The sequence below is a fragment of the Bradyrhizobium sp. CIR18 genome, assembly GCF_014198295.1.
Taxonomy (GTDB): Bacteria; Pseudomonadota; Alphaproteobacteria; order Rhizobiales; family Xanthobacteraceae; genus Bradyrhizobium.
This window is the reverse complement of record NZ_JACIHF010000006.1, coordinates 88,615-109,354: the sequence shown is the minus strand read 5'-3', so window position 1 is coordinate 109,354 and position 20,740 is coordinate 88,615. Positions and strand designations below refer to the sequence as shown.

Annotated in this window: 26 protein-coding genes; 9 read left to right on the top strand and 17 right to left on the bottom strand. The window is 64.9% G+C overall.

Annotation, left to right across the window (positions count from 1 at the left end; genetic code table 11):
• Position 1: 1 nt before the first annotated feature.
• The 4 genes from GGD65_RS20745 to GGD65_RS20730 all read right to left on the bottom strand — a co-directional run bounded on the left by GGD65_RS20745 (position 2) and on the right by GGD65_RS20730 (position 2,715).
• Positions 2 to 421 (bottom strand): hypothetical protein, encoded by a 420-nt coding sequence (locus GGD65_RS20745; protein ID WP_091965007.1) that lies wholly within the window; start codon positions 419 to 421, stop codon positions 2 to 4.
• 223 nt (positions 422 to 644) lie between these two features.
• Entirely contained in the window at positions 645 to 1,430 is a 786-nt protein-coding gene (locus GGD65_RS20740; protein ID WP_183236462.1) for a hypothetical protein, read from the bottom strand.
• Positions 1,431 to 1,508: 78 nt separating this feature from the next.
• Positions 1,509 to 2,114 carry a 3-isopropylmalate dehydratase small subunit gene (gene leuD / locus GGD65_RS20735; protein ID WP_018318912.1) on the bottom strand — a complete coding sequence of 202 codons (606 nt, stop codon included), beginning with the start codon at positions 2,112 to 2,114 and terminating at the stop codon, positions 1,509 to 1,511.
• A gap of 202 nt (positions 2,115 to 2,316) precedes the next feature.
• Positions 2,317 to 2,715, bottom strand: coding sequence for a metallopeptidase family protein (locus tag GGD65_RS20730; RefSeq protein ID WP_018318911.1), 399 nt, complete (start codon positions 2,713 to 2,715; stop codon positions 2,317 to 2,319).
• Positions 2,716 to 2,967: 252 nt separating this feature from the next.
• On the opposite strand from GGD65_RS20730, the gene GGD65_RS20725 reads away from it, so the two are divergent.
• Positions 2,968 to 3,243, top strand: a complete 276-nt coding sequence (locus GGD65_RS20725) for a hypothetical protein (RefSeq protein WP_177237400.1) — start codon at positions 2,968 to 2,970, stop codon at positions 3,241 to 3,243.
• 17 nt (positions 3,244 to 3,260) lie between these two features.
• Complete coding sequence (locus tag GGD65_RS20720; RefSeq protein ID WP_026202094.1) at positions 3,261 to 3,521, top strand: hypothetical protein; 261 nt, start codon at positions 3,261 to 3,263, stop codon at positions 3,519 to 3,521.
• Positions 3,522 to 3,525: 4 nt separating this feature from the next.
• On the opposite strand, the gene GGD65_RS20715 is transcribed toward GGD65_RS20720, so the two are convergent.
• Positions 3,526 to 3,825 (bottom strand): DUF1330 domain-containing protein, encoded by a 300-nt coding sequence (locus GGD65_RS20715; protein ID WP_018318908.1) that lies wholly within the window; start codon positions 3,823 to 3,825, stop codon positions 3,526 to 3,528.
• Between the two features lie 178 nt (positions 3,826 to 4,003).
• Here GGD65_RS20715 and GGD65_RS20710 point away from each other — a divergent pair, with 178 nt between their 5' ends.
• A complete protein-coding gene (locus GGD65_RS20710) occupies positions 4,004 to 4,543 on the top strand; it encodes a hypothetical protein (RefSeq protein WP_183236461.1) in 540 nt (179 codons plus the stop codon).
• Positions 4,544 to 4,596: 53 nt separating this feature from the next.
• On the opposite strand, the gene GGD65_RS20705 is transcribed toward GGD65_RS20710, so the two are convergent.
• The 7 genes from GGD65_RS20705 to ffh form a co-directional block, all read right to left on the bottom strand.
• Positions 4,597 to 4,806, bottom strand: coding sequence for a hypothetical protein (locus tag GGD65_RS20705; protein ID WP_018318906.1), 210 nt, complete (start codon positions 4,804 to 4,806; stop codon positions 4,597 to 4,599).
• A 94-nt stretch (positions 4,807 to 4,900) separates the two neighbouring features.
• Positions 4,901 to 6,307 carry a 3-isopropylmalate dehydratase large subunit gene (gene leuC / locus GGD65_RS20700; protein ID WP_183236460.1) on the bottom strand — a complete coding sequence of 469 codons (1,407 nt, stop codon included), beginning with the start codon at positions 6,305 to 6,307 and terminating at the stop codon, positions 4,901 to 4,903.
• A 445-nt stretch (positions 6,308 to 6,752) separates the two neighbouring features.
• Entirely contained in the window at positions 6,753 to 7,133 is a 381-nt protein-coding gene (gene rplS, locus GGD65_RS20695) for a 50S ribosomal protein L19 (RefSeq protein ID WP_018318903.1), read from the bottom strand.
• A 110-nt stretch (positions 7,134 to 7,243) separates the two neighbouring features.
• A complete protein-coding gene (trmD, locus tag GGD65_RS20690; RefSeq protein ID WP_183236582.1) occupies positions 7,244 to 7,999 on the bottom strand; it encodes a tRNA (guanosine(37)-N1)-methyltransferase TrmD in 756 nt (251 codons plus the stop codon).
• 33 nt (positions 8,000 to 8,032) lie between these two features.
• Positions 8,033 to 8,578, bottom strand: a complete 546-nt coding sequence (gene rimM / locus GGD65_RS20685) for a ribosome maturation factor RimM (protein ID WP_183236459.1) — start codon at positions 8,576 to 8,578, stop codon at positions 8,033 to 8,035.
• 9 nt (positions 8,579 to 8,587) lie between these two features.
• Positions 8,588 to 8,920: a 30S ribosomal protein S16 gene (rpsP, locus tag GGD65_RS20680; protein WP_008133080.1), complete on the bottom strand. Its 333-nt coding sequence runs from the start codon at positions 8,918 to 8,920 to the stop codon at positions 8,588 to 8,590.
• An 86-nt stretch (positions 8,921 to 9,006) separates the two neighbouring features.
• Positions 9,007 to 10,554, bottom strand: coding sequence for a signal recognition particle protein (gene ffh, locus GGD65_RS20675; RefSeq protein ID WP_183236458.1), 1,548 nt, complete (start codon positions 10,552 to 10,554; stop codon positions 9,007 to 9,009).
• A gap of 456 nt (positions 10,555 to 11,010) precedes the next feature.
• Between ffh and GGD65_RS20670 the strand changes: the two genes are divergently transcribed.
• Together GGD65_RS20670 and GGD65_RS20665 are read left to right on the top strand one after the other, a co-directional pair.
• Positions 11,011 to 12,075 (top strand): MBL fold metallo-hydrolase, encoded by a 1,065-nt coding sequence (locus GGD65_RS20670; protein ID WP_183236457.1) that lies wholly within the window; start codon positions 11,011 to 11,013, stop codon positions 12,073 to 12,075.
• Between the two features lie 176 nt (positions 12,076 to 12,251).
• Positions 12,252 to 12,662 (top strand): hypothetical protein, encoded by a 411-nt coding sequence (locus GGD65_RS20665; protein ID WP_312017727.1) that lies wholly within the window; start codon positions 12,252 to 12,254, stop codon positions 12,660 to 12,662.
• A gap of 213 nt (positions 12,663 to 12,875) precedes the next feature.
• On the opposite strand, the gene GGD65_RS20660 is transcribed toward GGD65_RS20665, so the two are convergent.
• The 3 genes from GGD65_RS20660 to GGD65_RS20650 are packed head-to-tail and all read right to left on the bottom strand — an operon-like array spanning position 12,876 to position 14,622.
• Positions 12,876 to 13,592, bottom strand: a complete 717-nt coding sequence (locus GGD65_RS20660) for an SIMPL domain-containing protein (protein ID WP_183236456.1) — start codon at positions 13,590 to 13,592, stop codon at positions 12,876 to 12,878.
• A gap of 5 nt (positions 13,593 to 13,597) precedes the next feature.
• Positions 13,598 to 14,377, bottom strand: coding sequence for a GyrI-like domain-containing protein (locus tag GGD65_RS20655; RefSeq protein WP_183236455.1), 780 nt, complete (start codon positions 14,375 to 14,377; stop codon positions 13,598 to 13,600).
• Positions 14,378 to 14,379: 2 nt separating this feature from the next.
• Positions 14,380 to 14,622, bottom strand: a complete 243-nt coding sequence (locus GGD65_RS20650; protein ID WP_179732322.1) for a hypothetical protein — start codon at positions 14,620 to 14,622, stop codon at positions 14,380 to 14,382.
• Here GGD65_RS20650 and dapF point away from each other — a divergent pair.
• Positions 14,621 to 15,496: a diaminopimelate epimerase gene (dapF, locus tag GGD65_RS20645; protein WP_179732320.1), complete on the top strand. Its 876-nt coding sequence runs from the start codon at positions 14,621 to 14,623 to the stop codon at positions 15,494 to 15,496. The two genes, GGD65_RS20650 and dapF, sit on opposite strands and share 2 nt — an antisense overlap.
• Positions 15,496 to 16,749, top strand: coding sequence for a tRNA (N(6)-L-threonylcarbamoyladenosine(37)-C(2))-methylthiotransferase MtaB (mtaB, locus tag GGD65_RS20640; protein WP_183236454.1), 1,254 nt, complete (start codon positions 15,496 to 15,498; stop codon positions 16,747 to 16,749). Before dapF ends, mtaB begins: the two co-directional genes overlap by 1 nt.
• 205 nt (positions 16,750 to 16,954) lie before the next feature.
• Here mtaB and GGD65_RS20635 read toward each other — a convergent pair whose 3' ends face one another.
• Positions 16,955 to 18,064, bottom strand: coding sequence for a DUF2336 domain-containing protein (locus GGD65_RS20635; RefSeq protein ID WP_183236453.1), 1,110 nt, complete (start codon positions 18,062 to 18,064; stop codon positions 16,955 to 16,957).
• Between the two features lie 273 nt (positions 18,065 to 18,337).
• The gene (locus GGD65_RS20630; RefSeq protein WP_183236452.1) at positions 18,338 to 19,039 is read right to left on the bottom strand and encodes an RluA family pseudouridine synthase; all 702 of its coding nucleotides are present in this window, start codon (positions 19,037 to 19,039) and stop codon (positions 18,338 to 18,340) included.
• Between the two features lie 60 nt (positions 19,040 to 19,099).
• Here GGD65_RS20630 and ftsY point away from each other — a divergent pair, with 60 nt between their 5' ends.
• Together ftsY and GGD65_RS20620 are read left to right on the top strand one after the other, a co-directional pair.
• Positions 19,100 to 20,047, top strand: a complete 948-nt coding sequence (gene ftsY / locus GGD65_RS20625; protein ID WP_018318891.1) for a signal recognition particle-docking protein FtsY — start codon at positions 19,100 to 19,102, stop codon at positions 20,045 to 20,047.
• 3 nt (positions 20,048 to 20,050) lie between these two features.
• Entirely contained in the window at positions 20,051 to 20,653 is a 603-nt protein-coding gene (locus GGD65_RS20620) for a septation protein A (RefSeq protein WP_018318890.1), read from the top strand.
• The last annotated feature ends 87 nt before the right edge of the window (positions 20,654 to 20,740 follow it).

The window sequence follows — 20,740 nt, the reverse complement described above, 5'->3', positions numbered from 1 at the left end:
CTCACCGCGGCGCGACATCGGCGCGATCGAGCGATTCGAGCGTCGCGGCGTTGCCGCAGTAGCCGTGATAGTTCTCCGCGGCAGTGCCGTCGGCCAGATCTCGGTCGCATTGTCCCTTGTTGTTGCAGAGCGAGCAGACCCGCTCCATGTCGCGGAGCAGCAGCGGCTGCGCGCGGCCGAGGCCTTCGGCGCTGATGCCGAGTTGCTGCAGCATCATTGGCAGCTCGTCGGCAGAATGCTTGCCGTGGCGGACCAGTTCCTCGAGATCGTCAGGCGCGATCCGCAGGTCGCTCGCGATCCGGTCGAAATCGGCGCGATCGAGCTGCCGCATCTCGTTCAGCTCGCGGCGATGCTTCAGCCAGCTCGCAAAGGAGTCGATGAGGTCCTGGACGATGGGATATGGCCTGCTTGCGGTGCTCATGGAAAGCTCCCTTCGGACAGCGGAATTGGAGCGAATTAAGCACAATGATGCAGAGGCGCGTTGCGCTGGATCAAACTGGAGGGGACGAGGTTGATCGCGTGTCCCGACGCGGTGCGGCGCGAAGTGCCGCTCCGCAGAGCCGGGACCCATCTCGCCACGTTACTGGGCCCCGGCTCAGCAGCGCATCACCAAGGGATGCTGCGCTGCGTCCGGGGCACGAGAGCTAAGCGAATCTCTCCGTCGCCCAGGCATATAGGCTGCCCGGAATCGGCTTTTCGCCGCCGCGGCCCTTGGGCGAGATGTGCAGGCCGATGATCTCGGGGTTGGTGACGAGGCCGAGATAGCTCGAGGGATCGAAGAACAGTTTTGGCTCGGCATGCACGGCATAGAACGATTGCTTGGGCAGCGCGTTCTGCAGCTCGCCGGTACGGCGCGCGAGCGCGGTGAGCGCGGCAGGTCCGAAGATCGCGACGCGGATATCGGAGAGGCGGCTTGAGCCGCCGCGCAGGCGGCGCATCATGAAGGTGATGCGATGGCGGACCGACAGCCAGTTCGGCGTCAGCTCCTCCTGCTCCATCAGCTCCTCGAAGGCGGTAACGATGCCGTGCCCGGGCGGCAGGTAGATCACGGAATTGCCGAGCTGGCGTGGCCGCTCCCAGGCAAAGTAAGGCTTTGCCGGATCAATCTCGACCGCCTTCAAGAGCAGCACGTCGGCGTCGAGCCAGAGGCCGAGATTCTTCGCCATCAGCTTCATGCGGAAGAAATCGCTGAACTGCAGCGTGGTCCAGTCGCGCCAGCTTCCATCCGGTTGCGGGGGCCGCAAGCGTTCCGAGAACGCATGCGGCAGGATCGCTTCGGCATCCGCGTTGGCGACGCCGGCGGGCAGGCCGGGAATGGTGTCGAAGCTGTAGACCGTGACCTTGTGGCCGGCCGCGAGCTGCGAGCGCAGACAGGTCTGGCGCAGGGCGTCCATCGGGCCATGCCAGAAGGTGACGATGTCGGGCAGCATCAGCGAGCTATAAGGACAAGCAGGGCAAAGAAAAAGCCCCGGCGCTTGCGGCACCGGGGCTCGAACGAAAAACAGGTATCAGGCCCAGGCGCGTTCGCGCTTGAGCTTGTCCTCATAGGTGTCGATCGAGGACTTCTTCTCCATCGTCAGGCCGATGTCGTCGAGGCCGTTGATCAGGCAGTGCTTGCGGAACGGATCGATCTCGAACTTGACCTTGCCGCCGTCGGGGCCGCGGATCTCCTGGTTCGGCAGGTCGATCGTCAGCGTCGCATTGGCGCCGCGCTCGGCATCGTCGAACAGCTTGTCGAGGTCTTCCTGGCTGACGCGGATCGGCAGAATGCCGTTCTTGAAGCAGTTGTTGTAGAAGATGTCGCCGAACGAGGTCGAGATCACGCAGCGGATGCCGAAGTCGAGCAGCGCCCAGGGCGCATGCTCGCGGCTCGAGCCGCAGCCGAAATTGTCGCCGGCGACCAGCACCTTCGCATTGCGATAGGCGGGCTGGTTGAGAACGAAGTCCGGATTCTCGCTGCCGTCGTCCTTGTAGCGCTGCTCGGAGAAGAGCCCCTTGCCAAGGCCGGTGCGCTTGATGGTCTTGAGGTACTGCTTCGGAATGATCATGTCGGTGTCGACATTGATGATCTTCAGCGGCGCCGCGACGCCTTCCAGCGTGGTGAACTTGTCCATGGTTGCGCTTTTCCGGGGTGGTTCAGGGAAGGCGTGTTTATCGTGTCCGGGGCCTGAATCCTAGGCCGAATTCGGCAGGTCTCGTCTGCTTGGCTGGTTTGAGGCAGAGCTGGTGCGGCGTCGGGACTTCACCTCTCCCGCTTGCGGGGGAGGTCGACGCGCGAAGCGCGGCGGGTGGGGGCTCATCTCACGCCGGCGCTTCCTACTCCGCCTTTGCCTCAATCGCCGCCATATCGTCGTCCGACAGGCCAAAATGGTGGCCGATCTCGTGGATCAGGACGTGGCGGACGATATGGCCAAGGCTCTCGTCGTGCTCGGCCCAGTAATCCAGGATCGGCCGGCGGTAGAGCCAGACCATGTTGGGCAGCCGCGCCACGTCACCAAGGCTCTGCTGCGGCAGGCCGACGCCCTGGAACAGGCCGAGCAGGTCGAACTCGCTCTCGCATTCCATCTCGTCCAGGACCTCCTCGGTCGGGAAGTCGTCGACGCGGAGGATCACGCCCTCGCACAGGCTACGAAATTCCGCCGGCAGGCGCTCGAAGATCTCGTGTGCCGTCGCTTCCATCTCGGCCAGCGAGGGCGCTTTCAATTCCGTCCACATGGGGTTGTTCTAAAGCGTTTTCGAGCGAAGTGGATACTGCTTCGCGCGAAGAAAACGCGTCAAAGTAAGAATCTGGAGCCGGTTTCAATTCCATTGAAACGGGCTCCAGCGCGGGTTTCCCGCTGATGCATCCCGCTTTATAAAGCGCGGCGAGGTTGACGGGCGCCGCCAAAACGGGGAGCGTGGGCCTCGAACGGGACGTTTCAGGTGGGCGGAAAAATGCGAGCGAAAACAGCGCTGACGCTACTGTGCATGGGGTTGTTTTCGCCATTTTGCGTTGGCGCCGAGGCCCAGACCGCCGGCTCCGAGATTCGCCTCGCCCAGGCAGCCCCGCCTGATGCCCCGCCGCCACGCAAGCGACCGCCGCGTTTGCGAGTCACGCCCTATTACAGCCCTGACGGCGTCTATCCGCGCTACAATCCGGGTCCCAATGCGGTCCGCGAATGCAACGCGACCTATGTGCAGGAATTCCGGCCCAGCGGCACGGTGATCGTGCCGCGGATGAGCTGCTACTGGCGCCCCGGCTGATGCCGCAAGGGATCGTCATGGCGAGATGGTTTGCATGGGCCGTTGTCGTCGCGCTTGCCGCCGGCCTGCCCTGCGCGGCCGCGGCGCCAAGGACGACGGTGCCGGAGGCCTCGGCGGGGATCGCAGTTTTCGATGTGCGGCGACCCGCGCCGCCCCAACATATTGCGCGGCCCGTCGTGCGCCATGATCCCCGCTATTACGCGCGGCCGGTCCACTATCGTCCCTATCCCTACGGCGTGCCCGCGCCCTTCGTGTTCGGCTACGGGCCGTTCTGGTGACGTCCTAGCCGGCGGGCGCAAATCCCTTGACCAGTAACACGGTCGCCTGCGCGCCCGCCTTGCGGTCGCGCGAAATTTCCTCGTAGTCGGGTGAGTTCGAGAAGGCGAGGAAGGCGGCCTCGTCCGGAAACGACATCATGACCAGCTTGTCGTGCGGCCACGCCCCTTCGAGCACGCGCGGTCGCTCATCGGCAGCGAGCAGGCGCCCATTGTACTTCTTGAACACGTCGAAGAACCGCGCCTGATAGCGATCGTAGGCCGCGCGGTCGGTCATCTTCAATTGTGCAATCGCGTAGACGGTCATCTCAAGACTTCCTTCCCGTAGCGGCACAGCGCCGCAGCGAGGCGCCCGCCTCGTTCATTCATGGCGCGTTCACATCGCTGTTAGCAATTTAACCCCGCGAGCGACTGCAATTGAACAGGGATGACGCGGGCCGGGAACGAGCATCGCTGCTCCGCTGTCCAGATTCAGGGAGAAGTCCATGCTGAGGAGTTTGGGTCTCCGGGCAGGCCCGGTGCGCCTGCTCGGGATTGCGGCTGCGGCGACGCTGATGCTGTCGGCCGGGAGCGAGCATCGCGCTGAAGCGCTCACCTTGATCAATCCGGCGACGTCACCTGCGACGAAAGCTGCGGCCGACGACCTCGTCACGCAGGTCCGGCACGGCGGCGGTGGGCATGGTGGTGGCGGACATTTTCACGGCGGCGGTGGCTTCCGCGGTGGCGGCGGACATTTCGGCGGCTTCCGCAGCGGCGGCTTTCATGGCGGCGGCTTCCGCGCCGGGCCGGCCTTCCACGGCGGCGGCATTCGCTACGGCGGATTCCGTCATTATGGCGGCTATCACCGCCACTGGGGCTATCGTCCCCATTTCGGCCATCGCCACTTCCACCGGCGCTATTATGTCGGCGGCTATTATCCCTATTACCATTATCCGCGCCGCTGCCGGGTCATCTGGACCTATTACGGCCCGCGCCGCATCTGCCGCTGGCATCGCTGGCACCATCCGTACAGGTACTATTGGTAAGCACGATCGACGTGAAAAGGGCGCCTCAGTGGCGCCCTTTGCTCGTCCGGCGGCTACAGCCAATCTTTCAGCTTCCACGACGAAGCTTTCCACCGCATCAGATTATCGAGCTTCCACTGCTTGAACATCGCAGGCGGCCAGCGGCTGAGCTTCGAGGTCTCCTCGACCTCGGGCTTGGCGACGATGTGCAGGCGCGGCGCGCGCCGGCGGTGCTGGCGCGTGGCCTCGCTGATCAGGTCGACATATTCGGGCTTGTTGGCCATGGCGCGCGTCCTCGCGAAAACCTCGCGAGGACGAGAGTGTCAGGCGATCGTTTAACGGCTGTTTGCCGCGATCGCTACAATTGCAGGCAGTGGCTTAGCGCCAGTCCCTGACGTCGACGAAGTGACCCGCGATCGCCGCCGCTGCCGCCATCGCCGGCGACACCAGATGGGTGCGGCCCTTGAAGCCCTGGCGGCCCTCGAAATTGCGGTTCGAGGTCGAGGCGCAACGCTCTTCCGGAGCCAGCTTGTCCGGGTTCATCGCAAGGCACATCGAGCAACCCGGCTCGCGCCATTCGAAGCCGGCCTTGATGAAGATCTTGTCGAGACCCTCGGCTTCCGCCTGCTCCTTGACGATGCCGGAGCCCGGCACGACCATGGCGTTGACATGCGCCGAAACGGTCTTGCCTTCGGCGATCTTCGCAGCAGCGCGCAGATCTTCGATGCGGCCGTTGGTGCAGGAGCCGATGAAGATGCGGTCGACCTTGATGTCGGTGATCTTCGTGCCCGCGGTCAGGCCCATGTACTTGAGCGCACGATGCTTGGAGAGGCGCTTGGCCTCGTCCGCAATCTGGTCGGGATCGGGCACGATGCCGGTCACCGAGATGACGTCTTCAGGCGAAGTGCCCCAGGTCACGATCGGCGGCAGCTTGGCCGCATCGAGGCGCAGCTCGTTGTCGAAATGCGCGCCCTCGTCGGAGCGCAGTTTTTCCCAGTAGCGCATCGCCGCGTCCCAGTCGGCGCCCTTCGGGGCTTTGGGGCGGCCGCGCAGGAAGTCGAACGCCTTCTGGTCGGGTGCAACGAGGCCGGCGCGCGCGCCGCCTTCGATCGACATGTTGCAGACCGTCATGCGGCCTTCCATGCTGAGCGCGCTGATGGCGTCGCCGGCGTATTCCAGCACGTAGCCGGTGCCGCCCGCGGTGCCGATCTCACCGATGATGGCGAGGATGATGTCCTTGCCCGTCACGCCGTCGGGCAATTTGCCGTCGACGGTGACGCGCATGTTCTTGGCCTTCTTCTGGATCAGCGTCTGCGTCGCCAGAACGTGCTCGACCTCGCTCGTGCCGATGCCGTGCGCGAGCGCGCCGAACGCGCCATGCGTCGAGGTGTGGCTGTCACCGCAGACGATGGTGGTGCCGGGCAGGGTAAAACCCTGCTCGGGGCCGATGACGTGGACGATGCCCTGGCGCTTGTCGAACTCGTTGTAATATTCGATGCCGAATTCCTTGGCGTTCTCGGCCAGCGCCTTGATCTGCTCGATGCTCTCGGGGTCGGGATTCGGCTTGGTGCGGTCGGTGGTCGGCACGTTGTGGTCGACGACGGCGAGCGTCTTCTCGGGCGCGTGGACCTTGCGGCCCGTGGCGCGCAGGCCTTCGAACGCCTGCGGCGAGGTCACCTCGTGCACCAGATGACGGTCGATATAGAGCAGGCAGGTGCCGTCCTCGGCTTCGTGCACCAGGTGGTCGTTCCAGATCTTGTCGTACAATGTGGTCGGCTTGGACATGAGCTTAAGCTCCGGAGAATGTGTGAAGGCGATGAGCGCGGCTTGCGCGCGGGCAACAAAATCGTCAGCGCAGCTTTTAGGCTGCGCGCGTAAGCTCTGACGTTGCCGAGGTCGCGAAGCGTCCGAAGAACCGGCCAGGCAGCCGCGAGCGATCGTCGATGACGATGCGCTGGACGGGGGCGAAGCTGGTCAGATCTGGAAACATTCTAGAAGCTATATAGCATGCAGCGGTAAAAGCGCGAGAGTTTCGGCTCGTCATTGCGAGCCACCGGGGTCCGCGCGTAGCGCGGCCCGATGACAGGCTCCGCGAAGCAATCCAGGAATGCGCCCGCGGAGACAATCTGGATTGCTTCGTCGCAAGGGCTCCTCGCATTGACAGCGGGCAAAACAAAAAAGCGCGGAGCCGAGCCCCGCGCTTTCGAAAACTTGCCTGGTGGGGCGGAGCTTACTCGCCGACCGCGGTCTGGCGGTCCTGCTTCTCGACGATGCGGGCCGACTTGCCGCGAAGGTTGCGGAGGTAATACAGCTTGGCGCGACGCACCTTGCCGCGACGCACCACCTTGATCGAGTCGATCATCGGCGACATCACCGGGAACACGCGCTCCACGCCCTCGCCATAGGAGATCTTGCGGACGGTGAAGCTCTCGTTGAGGCCACCGCCGGAACGGCCGATGCAGACGCCTTCATAGGCCTGCACGCGGGTGCGGTCGCCTTCGACCACCTTCACGTTGACGATCACGGTGTCGCCGGGACCGAATTCCGGGATGTCCTTGCCGGCGGACAGCTTGTCGAATTGCTCTTGCTCGAGCTGCTTGATCAGGTTCATGGGTAAATCTCCATCGGCGCGCCCAGCCCTGGAAACGGGGGGCTGCGCAAAATTCGTCTATCCAGCCATTGCGGATTTGGCCGCTCCTATAAGGCAAGCCGGAGCGTTTGTCACCCGTCTGTCTTGTTTTTTGGCGTTTTTTGGCGACCGGCCCGATTCGCCGGCTTGGGTGGGATCTGGGCCCATAAATCGGGCCGCCGGGCCGCCGTGAGGGCTTCCGATTGCGCCCGCCGCCAGCTGGCCACCTTGGCATGGTCGCCGGAGGTCAGGACCTCCGGGATCGGGGTCCCCTCGAACAGCTGCGGACGGGTGTATTGGGGGTACTCTAAAAGGCCATCGGAGAAGCTTTCCTCGGTTCCCGAGGCCTCCTTGCCCATCACGCCCGGCAGCAGCCGAACGCAGGCATCGATCAGGGCTAAAGCTGCGATTTCGCCCCCGGACAGCACGTAATCCCCGATCGAGACCTCCTCCAGGCCCCGCCCGTCGATCACCCGCTGGTCGATCCCCTCGAATCGCCCGCAGACGATCAGGGGACCGGGGCCCCCGGCGAGCTCGGCAACCCGGGCCTGGGTCAATGGCCGACCGCGCGGGCTCATCAGCAGCCGCGGCCGCTCGGGGGCGATCCCGGCGGCATCGATCGCGGCGGCCAGAACATCCGCCCGCAGCACCATGCCCGGCCCGCCACCGGCCGGGGTGTCGTCGACGCTGCGATGGCGGTCGGTGGCGGACGCCCTTATGTCCCGCGCCTCAATCTCCCAGAGCCCCGAGGCCAGCGCCCGGCCAGCAAGGCTCACGCCCAGCGGCCCCGGAAACATCTCCGGAAACAGCGTCAGCACCGTCGCGCGCCAGGGTGAGGGGTTTGCCATCGCAATCAGCTTAGCCAAAACCACGGCCCGTGGTTATGGGTCCCCGCGTTCGCGGGGAGCCGCCGAGGGAGCGTCCTCGCCCTCGATCTCCTGCGGCAGCGCGATCACGACGCGGCCGCCTTCGAGATCGACCTCCGGCACCACGGCGTTCGTGAACGGCAGCAGCATCGTCGTGTTTTTTGGGGGCGCGATTTCGATGATGTCGCCGGCGCCGAAATTGTGGATCGCGAGCACGCGGCCGAGCGCGTCGCCGTCCGTGGTGACGGCGACGAGCCCGATCAGATCGGCGTGGTAATATTCGTCCGCATCGGTCGCGGGCAGTTTTTCGCGCGCGACGTAGAGCTCGATGCCGTTGAGGCGCTCGGCCTCATCGCGGGTCGTGACGCCCTTGAACGTCGCGACCAGATGATCCTTGGCCTCGCGCGCCGTTGCGACCTCGAACTGACGCTTGCCGTCCTTGGACACAAGCGGACCATAGCGCCTGACGGCAAAGGGATCCTCGGTGAAGGTCCACAGTTTGACCGCACCGCGCACACCATGCGCGGCGCCGATCCGCGCGACGCAGACCAGCGCCGACATGATCTAGCCTTAGCCCTTCGCGGCGGCTTCGGCCTGCGCCTTGCGCTCCTTGCGCGGCACGGCCTTCTCGGGGTTGTTGCGCGCTTCGCGCTTCTTGACGCCGGCAGCGTCGAGGAAACGCGCCACGCGGTCGGACGGCTGCGCGCCCTTGGCGAGCCAGGCCTTCACCTTGTCCATGTCGAGCTTCAGACGGGTCTCGTTGTCCTTCGGCAGCAGCGGGTTGAAATAGCCGAGACGCTCGATGAAGCGGCCATCGCGCGGGAAGCGCGAGTCGGCGACGACGACGTGATAGACGGGACGCTTCTTGGTGCCTGCGCGAGCGAGGCGGATAACGACGGACATTCAGTTCTCCTTCAAAGTACGGTTTGTTCGGTTGATTGGTATTCCGCGTTGCGCGGGACGCTTATCGATCCCGTGCGACGAATTCCTCATTTCTTCTTGCCGGGGAAACCGCCGAGGCCCGGCAGCATCGGCTTGCCGCTGAGGCCCGTGAGGCCCGGCACATTCGGCAGGCCCTGACGCAAGCCGGCCGGCAGATCCTTCGGCAAACTGGGCAAACCCTTTCCGCCGCCGCTCTGCATCTTCTCCTGCAGCGCCTTCATCTCTTCCGGCGAGGGCGGCTTCATGCCGCCGCCAAAGCCCATGGCCTGCGCGATGCCGGCGAGCGGGCCGCGCTTGCCCGAACCCATCGCCTTCATCACGTCGGCCATGTTCCGGTGCATCTTGAGCAGCTTGTTGACCTGCTCGACGCTCTGGCCGGACCCTGCAGCGATACGCTTCTTGCGGCTGGCCTTGAGCAAATCGGGATGACGGCGCTCGTCGCGCGTCATGGAATCGATCACCGCGACCTGGCGCTTCAGGATCTTGTCGTCGATCCCCGCGGCCGCGATCTGGTTCTTCATCTTGGCGATACCGGGCATCATGCCCATCAGGCCGCTGATGCCGCCCATATTGGCCATCTGCAGCAGTTGCTCGCGCATGTCGTTGAGGTCGAACTGACCCTTGCGCATGCGCTCGGCGGTGCGCGCGGCCTTCTCGGCGTCGATATTGGCGGCAGCGCGCTCGACCAGCGACACCACGTCGCCCATGCCGAGGATGCGGCCGGCGATACGGTCGGGATGGAAGTCTTCCAGCGCGTCGGTCTTTTCACCGGTGCCGATCAGCTTGATCGGCTTGCCGGTGACCGCGCGCATCGACAGCGCAGCACCGCCGCGGCCGTCGCCGTCGACACGGGTCAGCACGATGCCGGTGAGGCCGACGCGCTGATCGAACGCGCGCGCGAGATTCACGGCGTCCTGACCGGTGAGGCTATCGGCGACCAGCAGCACTTCGTGCGGATTGGCCGCGGCTTTGATCGCGGCGGCTTCCGCCATCATGTCTTCGTCGAGCGTGGTGCGGCCGGCGGTGTCGAGCAGCACGATGTCGTAGCCGCCGAGCTTGCCGGCTTCCAGCGCGCGCTTGGCAATCTGCGGCGGCTGCTGTCCCGCCACGATCGGCAGGGTCGGAATGTCGAGGTCGCGGCCGAGCACGGCCAGCTGCTCCATCGCCGCCGGACGATAGACGTCGAGCGAGGCCATCAGCACCTTGCGCTTGTCGCGCTGGACCAGGCGGCGGGCGAGCTTTGCGGTGGTGGTCGTCTTACCCGAGCCCTGCAGACCGACCATCATGATCGGCACCGGCGGCACGGAGTTGACGTCGATGGTCTGGCTTTCGGCGCCGAGCGTGTTGATCAGCTCGTCATGGACGATCTTGACCACCATCTGGCCGGGCGTGACCGACTTGACGACGGTGGCGCCGATCGCCTGCTCGCGCACGCGTTCGGTGAAGCTGCGCACCACTTCCAGCGCGACGTCGGCCTCCAGCAGCGCGCGGCGCACCTCGCGCATCGCGGCATCGACGTCCTTTTCGGTCAGCGCACCGCGCCCCGTCAGACGATCGAGAATTCCGCTAAGCCGTTCCGACAGATTGTCGAACAATGCCGTTGTCCTGTTGCTGTCCTCCCGACGGGAGGAGCGCTCCGTTATTCACTGCTGTCATGCCCCGGCTTGACCGGGGCATCCAGTACGCCGAGACCTCGGTTCCAGCCGAGTCGCCTCTGGAATACTGGATCGCCCGATCAAGTCGGGCGATGACCACCTCCTTGGGCAAGCGATCTTCCAAACACCTTTACGCCCGAGGGCGCACAGCGCTGTCGGGCGTTGACCTCTGGCCTCGAGGACCAGTCGGCGGGTCGAAAAGAAAGCCTTTCCGAGAAAGTGGCGGGGTTAAACGCCGCTCCCGCCCAAAAGTCAAGGAAAGTTGGGGCGCCGAAATGTCTCTATCAAGGTAACATCCTGAAAATATGGCGCTTTCGACTGGCGGTTCCTTTTTCCTTTTGCCCCGCCCATATAGAAGGTGATGACTTACCTCCGCCACCATTCCTGAAGCCCGCCGTGCCGATCACCCGCCGCCGCCTGTTCGGACTGCTTGCCGGGGCCGGCGGCCTGGTCGGTGTCCCGTCCCTCTGGGTGTCCCGCATGAAAACCTACGACGGTCCCGCCTCCGACCATTTCGACGGTCTGAACTTCTTCGATCCGGACGGCGCGCCGCCGAAATCGCTTCGGGAGGTGCTGCGCTGGCAGCTCGGCGGCAAGCGGCAGCGCGCCACCTGGCCCGACTGGGCGCCCAGCCCCCATGCCGACACGCCGCCGGCCCGCGTAGACGGCGACAAGGTGCGGCTCTCCTTCGTCGGGCATGCCAGCTGGCTGATCCAGACCGGCGGCCTCAACATCCTGGTCGACCCCGTCTGGTCGACGCGGGTCTCGCCGGTCGCCTGGGCCGGGCCGAAGCGGCACAACGATCCCGGCATCGCCTTCGAGAAGTTGCCGAAGATCGATGTCGTGCTGGTCTCGCACGGCCATTACGATCATCTCGACATCGCGACGCTGTCGCGGCTCACCAAGAATTTTGCTCCGCGCGTGGTCACCCCGCTCGGCAACGACGTGACGATGCGCAGCTGGGATTCCACGATCAAGGTGGAAGCCTTCGACTGGCACGACCGCGTCGAGCTCGGCGGCGGCATCGCCGTGCATTTGGTGCCGACCCGGCATTGGACGGCGCGCGGCATGTTCGATCGCAACAAGGCGCTGTGGGCGAGTTTTGTCTTGGAGACGCCGGCCGGGAAAATCTACGTGGTCTGCGATTCCGGCTATGGCGATGGCCGGCATTTCCGCCGCGTCGCCGAGAAGCACGGGAAGCTGCGCCTCGCCATCCTTCCCATCGGCGCCTACGAGCCGCGCTGGTTCATGCGCGACCAGCATATGAATCCAGAGGACGCGGTGAAGGCGCTACGCGATTGCGGCGCCGAGGCCGCGCTCGGGCATCATCACGGCACGTTCCAGCTCACGGATGAGGCAATCGACGCGCCGGCCAAGGCGCTGGTCGAAGCGCTCGACGCCGCGAAGCTTCCGCAGGAGCGGTTTGTGGCGATGCAGCCGGGGCAGGTGGTGGAGATTTAGGTCGTGTACCCATAAACCCGGCGGCGTGATGCGACGAAAGCAATGTCCGCTTTGCTCCTATAGCGACAAGTGCGTACGGCTCTGCGCCGTTGAACCAGAAAGCTCATGACGCAACAAAACACCATGGATTTCTTTCGGTCGGAAGACCTTGATTGATCGATGGATGGAGCCGGCCTGTGGGATTTTTGCTGAGAATTGTGCTCGCAACCGCTCTTGTGAACCTTGCTCCAGCCGTCGCCCGGGCGAAGAACGCCGTCGCTTCTCCTGCCTTGCAGAAGGAATTCGATGGCTTCATCGAGAAGTTTCGCGCGGCGCTGAAGGCAAACGATTCCGTCGCCGTCGCCGGTATGACACGATTGCCGTTCATGAACGACAACGCAATTCGCGACGCCGCGCAATTTGGCGCCAAGACCTATCGGACCTCGTTCACGGCGAAAAATCGCGCGTGTATCCAGCGCGGCAAGGCCGTCTACGATCGCGACGATTATAAGAACGACAGTTACTTCGTCTTCTGCGGCGAGCTCATCTTCGTCTTTACCAAGACGCCGGCGGGTTTCCTTTTTACTGATATCAGCGCGAATGATTGATCAGGCAACAATGCTATCCACTGCCGCCGGACGTTTGATCGGTCGCCTCGCTCAGCGACATACTGGATACAGCAACTTGGGCGATGGGCCGATTCATCAACGGAAAGACTCGCCGCGAGCCTCCATTAACGGGCATGCATGATCAGTCCCTGCGAACGCGTTCGCAGGGACTGCACCAATGGTGTTGCGGCGACGTTCCTCTTATGAACGGGACTACTGCCCCTGCTTGATCGCCCAGCTCACATTCACCGTCACCGACAGCGTTTCTTCGCCCGGCGCGACGGCAGTGGATGCTCTGGCCATCGGTTCGGCAGCCATCCGCCCCTTGAACAGCGGCACCGGGCCGCCGCCCTCGGTGACGCTGAGCGGCGCGCCCAGCGTCACGCCGGTGGCCTTGGCGTAGATCTCGGCCTTGCGGCGGGCGTCCACGATCGCCTGCTCGCGCGCGTCGTCCAGCAGTTTTGACGCCTGCGTCACCTCGAAGGAGATGTTGCCGATGTCGTTGGCGCCGGCGCTGACCAGCGTGTCGATGACGCCGGCGACCTTGGTCACGTCGCGAATTTTCACGGTGACGCGGTTCGAAGCGCGGAAGCCGACCACGGGCGAGGCGCCGGTGGATTTGTTCTGGCCGTATTGCGGCTGAAGCGACAGGCGCGAGGTCTGGTAATCCTTCTCGGCGATGCCGGCGCCCTTCAGCGCCAGCAGCACCTTGCCCATCGCGGCGTTGTTGGCGTCGGACGCTTCCTTCGCCGTCTTGGCGTCGTTGGCGACGCCGGCGTCGATCTGTGCGAGATCGGGCGCCGCGGAAATGTTGGCTTCGCCGCTCACCGTAATGGCGGATGGAAAATCATCGGCAAGCGCGGGCGTTGTCAGCAGCGTGGCGGCGAAAACGGCGGCAAGGGACGTAGCAAGTATGGCAGTCTTTTTCATTGGTCTCACTTCAGCGGCACGAAAACGTTGATCACGAGCTTGTCCTCTGCCGTCCTCAGCGGATCGGTGAGGTATTCCTCGATGAACGTGTCCTTGGCTTCCAGCCTCTTGTCGTCGAGGTGGTTGGTAATCGCCTCATAGGTGTTGTCCATGTTGTCGTAGGAGCCGCGATGGACGAATTTCAGCACCTTGCCTTCCGGCGACTTGCCGATGCTCATGTCTTTGGCGAGGTTCTTGGGATCCTGCTCGACAGGGATCTCGGCAAGGAAGGTGAAGCCGGTATCGTCCGTCGAGGTGTAGACGATCATCGCATTGCCTGATGGCTTGATGCCCTGCTTGTCCAGGAGCGTGTTCAGTGCCTTGAAGGCATCGATCAGCGTGTCGAAGGCCGAGTCCCAATTGGCAGTGCCCTTGACCATCACGACCTTCTTGGCCTCGAGCGTGGTCTCCAGGCCGAACGGATCGGCGGTTTGCACCGGGGCAGGTGTTGCGGCCGCCGCCGGTGGCGGGGCCGTTGGGCTGGGTGAGGCGCTGGCTGCGGGCGAGGGCGACGTTGTCGGGGCCGGCGACGCGCTGGCGGCAGGCAACGGCGCGGGTGAGGCCGTCGCCGCAGGGGCCGGCGAGGCGCTCGCGGCCGGGGCGGGAGAAGCCGATGGGGCCGGCGAGGGACTTGCCGAGGCCGCCGGTGCCGGGCTCGGGGTTTGCGCCAGAACCTCAGGCAGGCCAAGCGACAAGGCCGCTGCCGGGATCAGCGCGGCCAGAGCAAGACGACGAAACCTGATCATTTTTATTCTCCCCAAGGCCTTAACCAAGGCCCTTCATCAGCAAGACCTTGCCCACCAAGGCCTAATCCGGCTTGAGCCCGGCCGCGCATCCCGGTTCGCGGCGAGCTGCGCCGTTCTAACACGCGGGCGCGGAATTCGTCCCATGACAGATGCGTCATGGCAGACCGCTCGGCCGCCGACCGCAAATCACTGGCCAAGCCGGCAAGGATCGCCATATAAGACAGGCGAAATTCGGGAATTTTCATGAGCGCGCTCGCCAATCACGCATTTGCCAAGATGAACGGCATCGGCAACGAGATCGTCGTTGTCGACATGCGCGATTCTGCGGGCCCGGTGACGCCGGACGACGCCCGCGCGGTGGCGTCTGCGAACGGCGGTGTGGCCTATGACCAGCTCATGGTGCTGCAGAAGCCGCGGCTCGACGGCACCGAAGCCTTCATCCGCATCTACAACAATGACGGCTCGGAGGCAGGCGCCTGCGGCAACGGCATGCGCTGTGTGGTGCGGCGCATCTTCGAGAAGAACGGGCAGACCGCCGCGACGTTCGAGACGGCGGCCGGCTTGCTCAATGCCTGGCAAGGCCCGGCGCCCGATCTCTACACCGTCGATATGGGTGCGCCGAAGTTCGGCTGGCAGGACATTCCGCTGGCGGAAGAGTTCCGCGATACCCGCTACATCGAATTGCAGATCGGGCCGATCGACAATCCCATCCTGCATTCGCCCTCCGTGGTGAGCATGGGCAATCCGCATGCGATCTTCTGGGTCGACGACGTCAACGCCTATGATCTCGAGCGTTTCGGTCCGCTGCTCGAAAACCATCCGATCTTCCCGGAGCGCGCCAACATCACGCTCGCCCATATCGTCGATGACAAGCACATCACGATCCGCACCTGGGAACGCGGTGCCGGCCTGACCAGGGCCTGCGGCTCGGCGGCCTGCGCAACGGCAGTGGCCGCGGCCCGCCTGAAGCGTGTCGAGCGCAATGTCGAGATTACGCTGCCCGGCGGCAAGCTCGGCATCGAATGGCGCGAGCGCGACGACCACGTGCTGATGACGGGCACTGCGACCTTCGAATATGAGGGCAGGTTCGATCCGGCGCTGTTTGCGCCGGTCGCCTGATGGCCGTCGACGTCGTCACCTTTGGCTGCCGCCTCAACGCCTTCGAGGCCGAGGTGATCCGCCGCGAGGCCGAGGGCGCTGGACTCTCCGACACTATCGTCATCAACAGTTGCGCCGTCACCAATGAGGCGGTGGCGCAGGCGCGGCAATCGATCCGCAAGCTGAAGCGCGAACGGCCCGACGCGCGCATCGTCGTCACCGGTTGCGCGGCGCAGACGCAAGCTGCGATGTTCGCCGACATGACCGAGGTCGATCGCGTCGTCGGCAATGACGACAAGATGCGGTCATCCGTGTGGCGCGATGCCCGCGATGCCTTCGATCTCGGCGCCGGCGAGAAGATCGCCGTCAGCGACATCATGGCCGTGAGGGAGATGGCGCCGCATCTGATCGACGGCTATGCGAGCGGCCTGCCGCGCGTGTTCGTGCAGGTGCAGAACGGCTGTGACCATCGCTGCACCTTCTGCATCATCCCCTATGGCCGCGGCAATTCGCGCTCGGTACCGATGGGTGCGGTGGTCGAGCAGGTGCGGACGCTGGCCGAACGCGGCCATGCCGAGATCGTGCTGACCGGTGTCGATCTCACCAGCTACGGTGCTGACCTTCCGGGCGCGCCGAAGCTCGGCATGCTGACGAAGCAGATCTTGCGGCACGTGCCGGAGTTGAAGCGCCTGCGCATTTCCTCGATCGATTCGATCGAGGCGGATGCCGATCTGCTTGACGCCATCGCCGGCGATGCGCGGCTGATGCCGCATCTGCATCTGTCGTTGCAGTCCGGCGACGACATGATCTTGAAGCGCATGAAGCGGCGCCATTCGCGGCAGGACGCGATCGCGTTCTGCGAGCAGGTCCGCCGCCTGCGCCCGGACATCGCCTTCGGCGCCGACATCATCGCGGGTTTCCCGACCGAGACGGAGGAGATGTTCTCGCGCTCGCTCGATCTGGTCGAGGAATGCGGCCTGACATTCCTGCACGTCTTCCCCTATTCGCCCCGCCCGGGCACGCCGGCCGCGCGGATGCCGCAGGTGGCGGGGCCGGCGATCAAGGAGCGCGCGAAGCGGCTGCGTGCGGCGGGCGAAACGGCACTACGGCGGCGGCTGCAAGCCGAGATCGGTGCCACGCGCGAGGTGCTGATCGAGGGCGAGACGCAGGGCCGCACGGAGCACTATCTGCCGGTGGCGATCGCGGGCGGGCGCGTGGGAAGCGTGGTGCCGCGCAGGATTGTTAGCAGCGATGGCGAGCGGCTGACTGCTTAGTCGGGCTACGGCGAGTTGCGACGCGCTATATCCCCAGCGTCGTCCCTGCGGACGCAGGGACCGATACCGCGTGATTTATCGGCTGTGGATGGTCGCAGTACCGAATTGCGAATCTTCGCCAAACTTCTCCCTGTGGTTATGGGTCCCTGCGTTCGCAGGGACGACACCGAGAGTGTGGATACTTCGTCCGCGGAACGCGCGCCCCCTACGACGCCCTGACCTGCCAGAACCGCAGCGTCCGCTTCGCATTCTCGGGCGTCATCCGCGCGTAGTGCCCTTGCGCCCGTGCAAGATCGGCCGGCTTCATGGCGCCTGTGGCAAAACGGCTTTCGAGCACGGCCACCGCGGTTTCCCAGCTGAGCTGCGCCGCCTTGCACGGCACCAGCAAGCCGTCGTCGCGCAGGCTCTGCATCAGCGGGCGGATCACCTCGACGGTCGATCCGGACAATGCGGCCAGCGCCGCGGCGGTCTCTTCATAGCGCCGCTGCGTGGCGAAACCGAGCAGTGTCGCTTCGCTGAGCTGGCTGGTCGCCTTGAGCATTGCAATCGCCCGCTTGGCGCCTTCGAAATCGCGGACGCCAGACATCTGGCGATCGACACCGACGGTGACGGCGGCGATCGCACTCTGGATTTCCTCGAACAGATGCGGCGGCGCGCGCGACAGCAGGCGGGCGCGCACGGCGTCGCTCGCCGAGCGCAGCAATCGGCGGCGCAGCTCCGACGGCAGGTCGACGCGGACGCCGACGCTGACGGCAAGTTCGGGATCGGCTTCGGCCTGCCCGATCATGACGGCGAATCCGTTTCCGGAGACGCGCGCGCCGGGATTGGCGGCGAGCCGCCGGCTGACGCTGGGATAGCGCCGCGCCAGAAGTGCGTCGGTGACGATCTCCTTCAGCCACCAGCGGCCGGCGACCGCCAGCAGATGCGGCTCGCCCTTGCTCGAGGCGATCTTCACCAGCTCGCCGTCGTCGAGGCGGGCCGATTCCTGCAGCACGGGACCGGCGATGCGGATCTCGTCATTGCTGGCGAGGCGGCGGATTACCGAGGGCGGCGCCTGCGCGATCGGCGCCAGCTGCGCGCTGATCTCGGCGAGCGCGATGCGTGCGCCCATGTCGGCAAGCGCCCGCAGCTCGATGGTGCCGATCAGGCGCTCGAGCACCTCGTCGAACAGCGCGATCTGCTCGTCATCGAATTTGCCGGCAGAGGAGAGGAACAGATCGGTGACGCGCCGGGCCGTTTCCAGGCCCTTTTCCGCCGAGCCTGCGCGAATCGCGGATTCGACCTCTTCGATGATCGATAGCTCGGCCTTGGACATCACGCCCTGCTCATCCTGAGCGGTTACAGAAGCTTGTTCTAAGCAACCGTCATCATTAGCGGCGAGCACTGAACGTTTCGTAAACCATGGGCGGAAGGCAGCTAGCTTGGCGAGCTTCCGCCGCGAATGCGGTGCGCTCCCTCCCCCGCTTGCGGGGGAGGGCTGGGGAGAGGGTTGTCTCCGCAATGGGACAGTCCCCAAGAGGAGAGAACCCTCACCCGCGCCTTCGGCGCGACCCCTCCCGCAAGCGGGAGAGGTTGAGCGACACCGCGGCTATTCCCCGTTCCAGCCGCAGGCGCGGAGCTTTTCGTGCATGTGGGGCGGGGCCGGCGCCACGACGCGGACGGGCTCCTTGTTCCGGGAGATCGGCACCACGATCTCGCGGGAATGCAGGTGCAGCTTCGGCTCGCCGAAACGCGGGCCGTTGCCGTAAATGTTATCGCCGAAGATCGGCCAGCCGGTCGCGGCCGAATGCACCCGCAATTGATGGGTCCGCCCGGTCACCGGTTCCATGGCCAGCCAGGTAAAGCCGTCGCCCCGGCCCATCACTTTCCAGTTGGTGATCGCCTTCTGTCCCTCCGGATCAGGCTTCTGCCACCAGCCGCGTTCGGCATTGAGCCGGCCGAGCGGCATGTCGACGGTGCCCTCGTCCTCGGTTGGCCCGCCCTCGACCACGGTCCAGTAGGTCTTGCCGATCTTGCCGTGCTTGAACAGGAGGCCGAGCGAGGCCGTCGCCTTGCGGTGGCGGCCGAGCACGAGGCAGCCGGAGGTGTCCTTGTCCAGCCGGTGAGCCAGCACCGGCGGCCGCGGCAGGCCGAAACAGAGCGCGTCGAACGAGGCCTCCAGATTGGCGCCGCCCTTGGGACCGCGATGCACGGGAAGGCCGGCCGGCTTGTCGATGACCAGCATCAGCCCGTCGCGATGGAGCACGCGGGCCAGAATTTCATCGGCCGTCAATTGGGGAACATCGAGCAATTGCAAGGCTTTCGGTCAAGACTTTCGTTTGGCAGCCGGAACGGCTAACACACCCCCGCCATGAACGATACCACGTCAGATCCCCCCAAGCTGAGCTGGTGGCGCCGCCTGTCCAACGGGCTGAAGCGCACCTCGTCCTCGCTCGGGACCGCGGTCGCCGACCTCGTCACCAAGCGCAAGCTCGACCGCGCCATGCTCGACGACATCGAGGACGTGCTGCTGCGCGCCGACCTCGGCACGTCAGTCGCGGTGCGGATCGCGGACGCCGTCGGCACCGGCCGTTACGACAAGGCGATCTCGGCGGACGAGGTCAAGGACGTCGTCGCCACCGAGGTCGAGAAGGTGCTGTCGCCCGTGGCAAAACCGCTCGTGATCGATGCGGCCAAAAAGCCGTTCGTGATCCTCGTGGTCGGCGTCAACGGCTCCGGCAAGACCACCACGATCGGAAAGCTCTCGCAGAAATTCGCCTCCGAAGGCCGCAAGGTGATGCTGGCTGCCGGCGACACGTTTCGCGCTGCGGCGATCGAGCAACTGAAGGTGTGGGGCGAGCGGACGAAGACGCCCGTAATTGCGGGCGCGCAGGGCTCGGATTCGGCAAGCCTCGCCTTCAACGCGCTGACGGCGGCCAAGGAGCAGAATATCGACGTGCTCCTGATCGACACCGCCGGCCGGTTGCAGAACAAGGCCGAGCTGATGAACGAGCTCGAAAAGGTGGTGCGTGTGATCCGCAAGGTGGATGACACTGCGCCGCATGCCGTGCTGCTTGTGCTCGATGCCACCGTCGGCCAGAACGCGCTGTCGCAGGTCGAGGCTTTCCATCGCACCGCCGGGGTCACCGGCCTCGTGATGACCAAGCTCGACGGCACCGCCCGCGGCGGCATTCTGGTGGCGCTCGCGGAAAAGTTCAAACTGCCGGTGCATTTCATCGGCGTCGGCGAAGGCGTCGACGATCTCGCGCCGTTCACCGCGCGCGATTTCGCCCGCGCCATCGCCGGAATCGAAAGCTGAAGAATGGACAAGACCCAGCCGCATCCGCTGTTCAAGCTCGCGACCGAACTCGGGCCGCTGCTCGTGTTCTTCTTCGTGAACGCGAAGTTCAATCTGTTCGCCGCGACCGGCGCCTTCATGGTCGCGATCGTGGCGGCAATGGTCGCCTCCTACGTCGTGACGCGCCACATCCCGATCATGGCGATCGTCACAGGCGTGATCGTGCTGGTGTTCGGCACGCTGACGCTGGTGCTGCACGACGAGACCTTCATCAAGCTCAAGCCGACCATCATCTACGGCCTGTTCGCTGCGATCCTCGGCGGCGGTCTGTTGTTCGGCCGCTCCTTCATCGCCGTGATGTTCGACCAGATGTTCAATCTGACGCCGCAGGGCTGGCGTATCCTCACGCTGCGCTGGGCGCTGTTCTTTGCCGGCATGGCGGTGCTGAACGAGATCGTCTGGCGCACCCAGAGCACGGACTTCTGGGTGAACTTCAAGGTGTTCGGCGTCACCCCGATCACGATGATCTTCGCCATCGCCCAGATGCCGCTGACCAAGCGCTACGGGATCGAGCCCGCGTCGCTCGAGGCGAGCGAGGCGGAAGCGGGGGATGTGCGGAAGGGATAGGCCGAAGCGTCGCTCCACATACCGCTGTCATGCCCCGGCTTGACCGGGGCATCCAGTACGCCACAGCTTTTCCGTATACGACTGACG

What these genes read in the sequence shown, in the direction of transcription:
- rpsP (WP_008133080.1), bottom strand. Translation starts at nt 8,920, where the DNA reads ATGTCCGTCGTTATCCGCCTCGCTCGCGCAGGCACCAAGAAGCGTCCC.
- GGD65_RS20635 (WP_183236453.1), bottom strand. Translation starts at nt 18,064, where the DNA reads ATGTCCAAGGCCGAGCTATCGATCATCGAAGAGGTCGAATCCGCGATT.
- rplS (WP_018318903.1), bottom strand. Translation starts at nt 7,133, where the DNA reads ATGAACCTGATCAAGCAGCTCGAGCAAGAGCAATTCGACAAGCTGTCC.
- GGD65_RS20730 (WP_018318911.1), bottom strand. Translation starts at nt 2,715, where the DNA reads ATGTGGACGGAATTGAAAGCGCCCTCGCTGGCCGAGATGGAAGCGACG.
- GGD65_RS20620 (WP_018318890.1), top strand. Translation starts at nt 20,051, where the DNA reads ATGGACAAGACCCAGCCGCATCCGCTGTTCAAGCTCGCGACCGAACTC.
- GGD65_RS20725 (WP_177237400.1), top strand. Translation starts at nt 2,968, where the DNA reads ATGGGGTTGTTTTCGCCATTTTGCGTTGGCGCCGAGGCCCAGACCGCC.
- GGD65_RS20655 (WP_183236455.1), bottom strand. Translation starts at nt 14,377, where the DNA reads ATGATCAGGTTTCGTCGTCTTGCTCTGGCCGCGCTGATCCCGGCAGCG.
- GGD65_RS20710 (WP_183236461.1), top strand. Translation starts at nt 4,004, where the DNA reads ATGCTGAGGAGTTTGGGTCTCCGGGCAGGCCCGGTGCGCCTGCTCGGG.
- ftsY (WP_018318891.1), top strand. Translation starts at nt 19,100, where the DNA reads ATGAACGATACCACGTCAGATCCCCCCAAGCTGAGCTGGTGGCGCCGC.
- leuC (WP_183236460.1), bottom strand. Translation starts at nt 6,307, where the DNA reads ATGTCCAAGCCGACCACATTGTACGACAAGATCTGGAACGACCACCTG.
- leuD (WP_018318912.1), bottom strand. Translation starts at nt 2,114, where the DNA reads ATGGACAAGTTCACCACGCTGGAAGGCGTCGCGGCGCCGCTGAAGATC.
- GGD65_RS20660 (WP_183236456.1), bottom strand. Translation starts at nt 13,592, where the DNA reads ATGAAAAAGACTGCCATACTTGCTACGTCCCTTGCCGCCGTTTTCGCC.
- GGD65_RS20740 (WP_183236462.1), bottom strand. Translation starts at nt 1,430, where the DNA reads ATGCTGCCCGACATCGTCACCTTCTGGCATGGCCCGATGGACGCCCTG.
- rimM (WP_183236459.1), bottom strand. Translation starts at nt 8,578, where the DNA reads ATGTCGGCGCTGGTCTGCGTCGCGCGGATCGGCGCCGCGCATGGTGTG.
- mtaB (WP_183236454.1), top strand. Translation starts at nt 15,496, where the DNA reads ATGGCCGTCGACGTCGTCACCTTTGGCTGCCGCCTCAACGCCTTCGAG.
- trmD (WP_183236582.1), bottom strand. Translation starts at nt 7,999, where the DNA reads ATGGCAAACCCCTCACCCTGGCGCGCGACGGTGCTGACGCTGTTTCCG.
- dapF (WP_179732320.1), top strand. Translation starts at nt 14,621, where the DNA reads ATGAGCGCGCTCGCCAATCACGCATTTGCCAAGATGAACGGCATCGGC.
- GGD65_RS20715 (WP_018318908.1), bottom strand. Translation starts at nt 3,825, where the DNA reads ATGACCGTCTACGCGATTGCACAATTGAAGATGACCGACCGCGCGGCC.
- GGD65_RS20720 (WP_026202094.1), top strand. Translation starts at nt 3,261, where the DNA reads ATGGCGAGATGGTTTGCATGGGCCGTTGTCGTCGCGCTTGCCGCCGGC.
- GGD65_RS20650 (WP_179732322.1), bottom strand. Translation starts at nt 14,622, where the DNA reads ATGAAAATTCCCGAATTTCGCCTGTCTTATATGGCGATCCTTGCCGGC.
- GGD65_RS20745 (WP_091965007.1), bottom strand. Translation starts at nt 421, where the DNA reads ATGAGCACCGCAAGCAGGCCATATCCCATCGTCCAGGACCTCATCGAC.
- GGD65_RS20705 (WP_018318906.1), bottom strand. Translation starts at nt 4,806, where the DNA reads ATGGCCAACAAGCCCGAATATGTCGACCTGATCAGCGAGGCCACGCGC.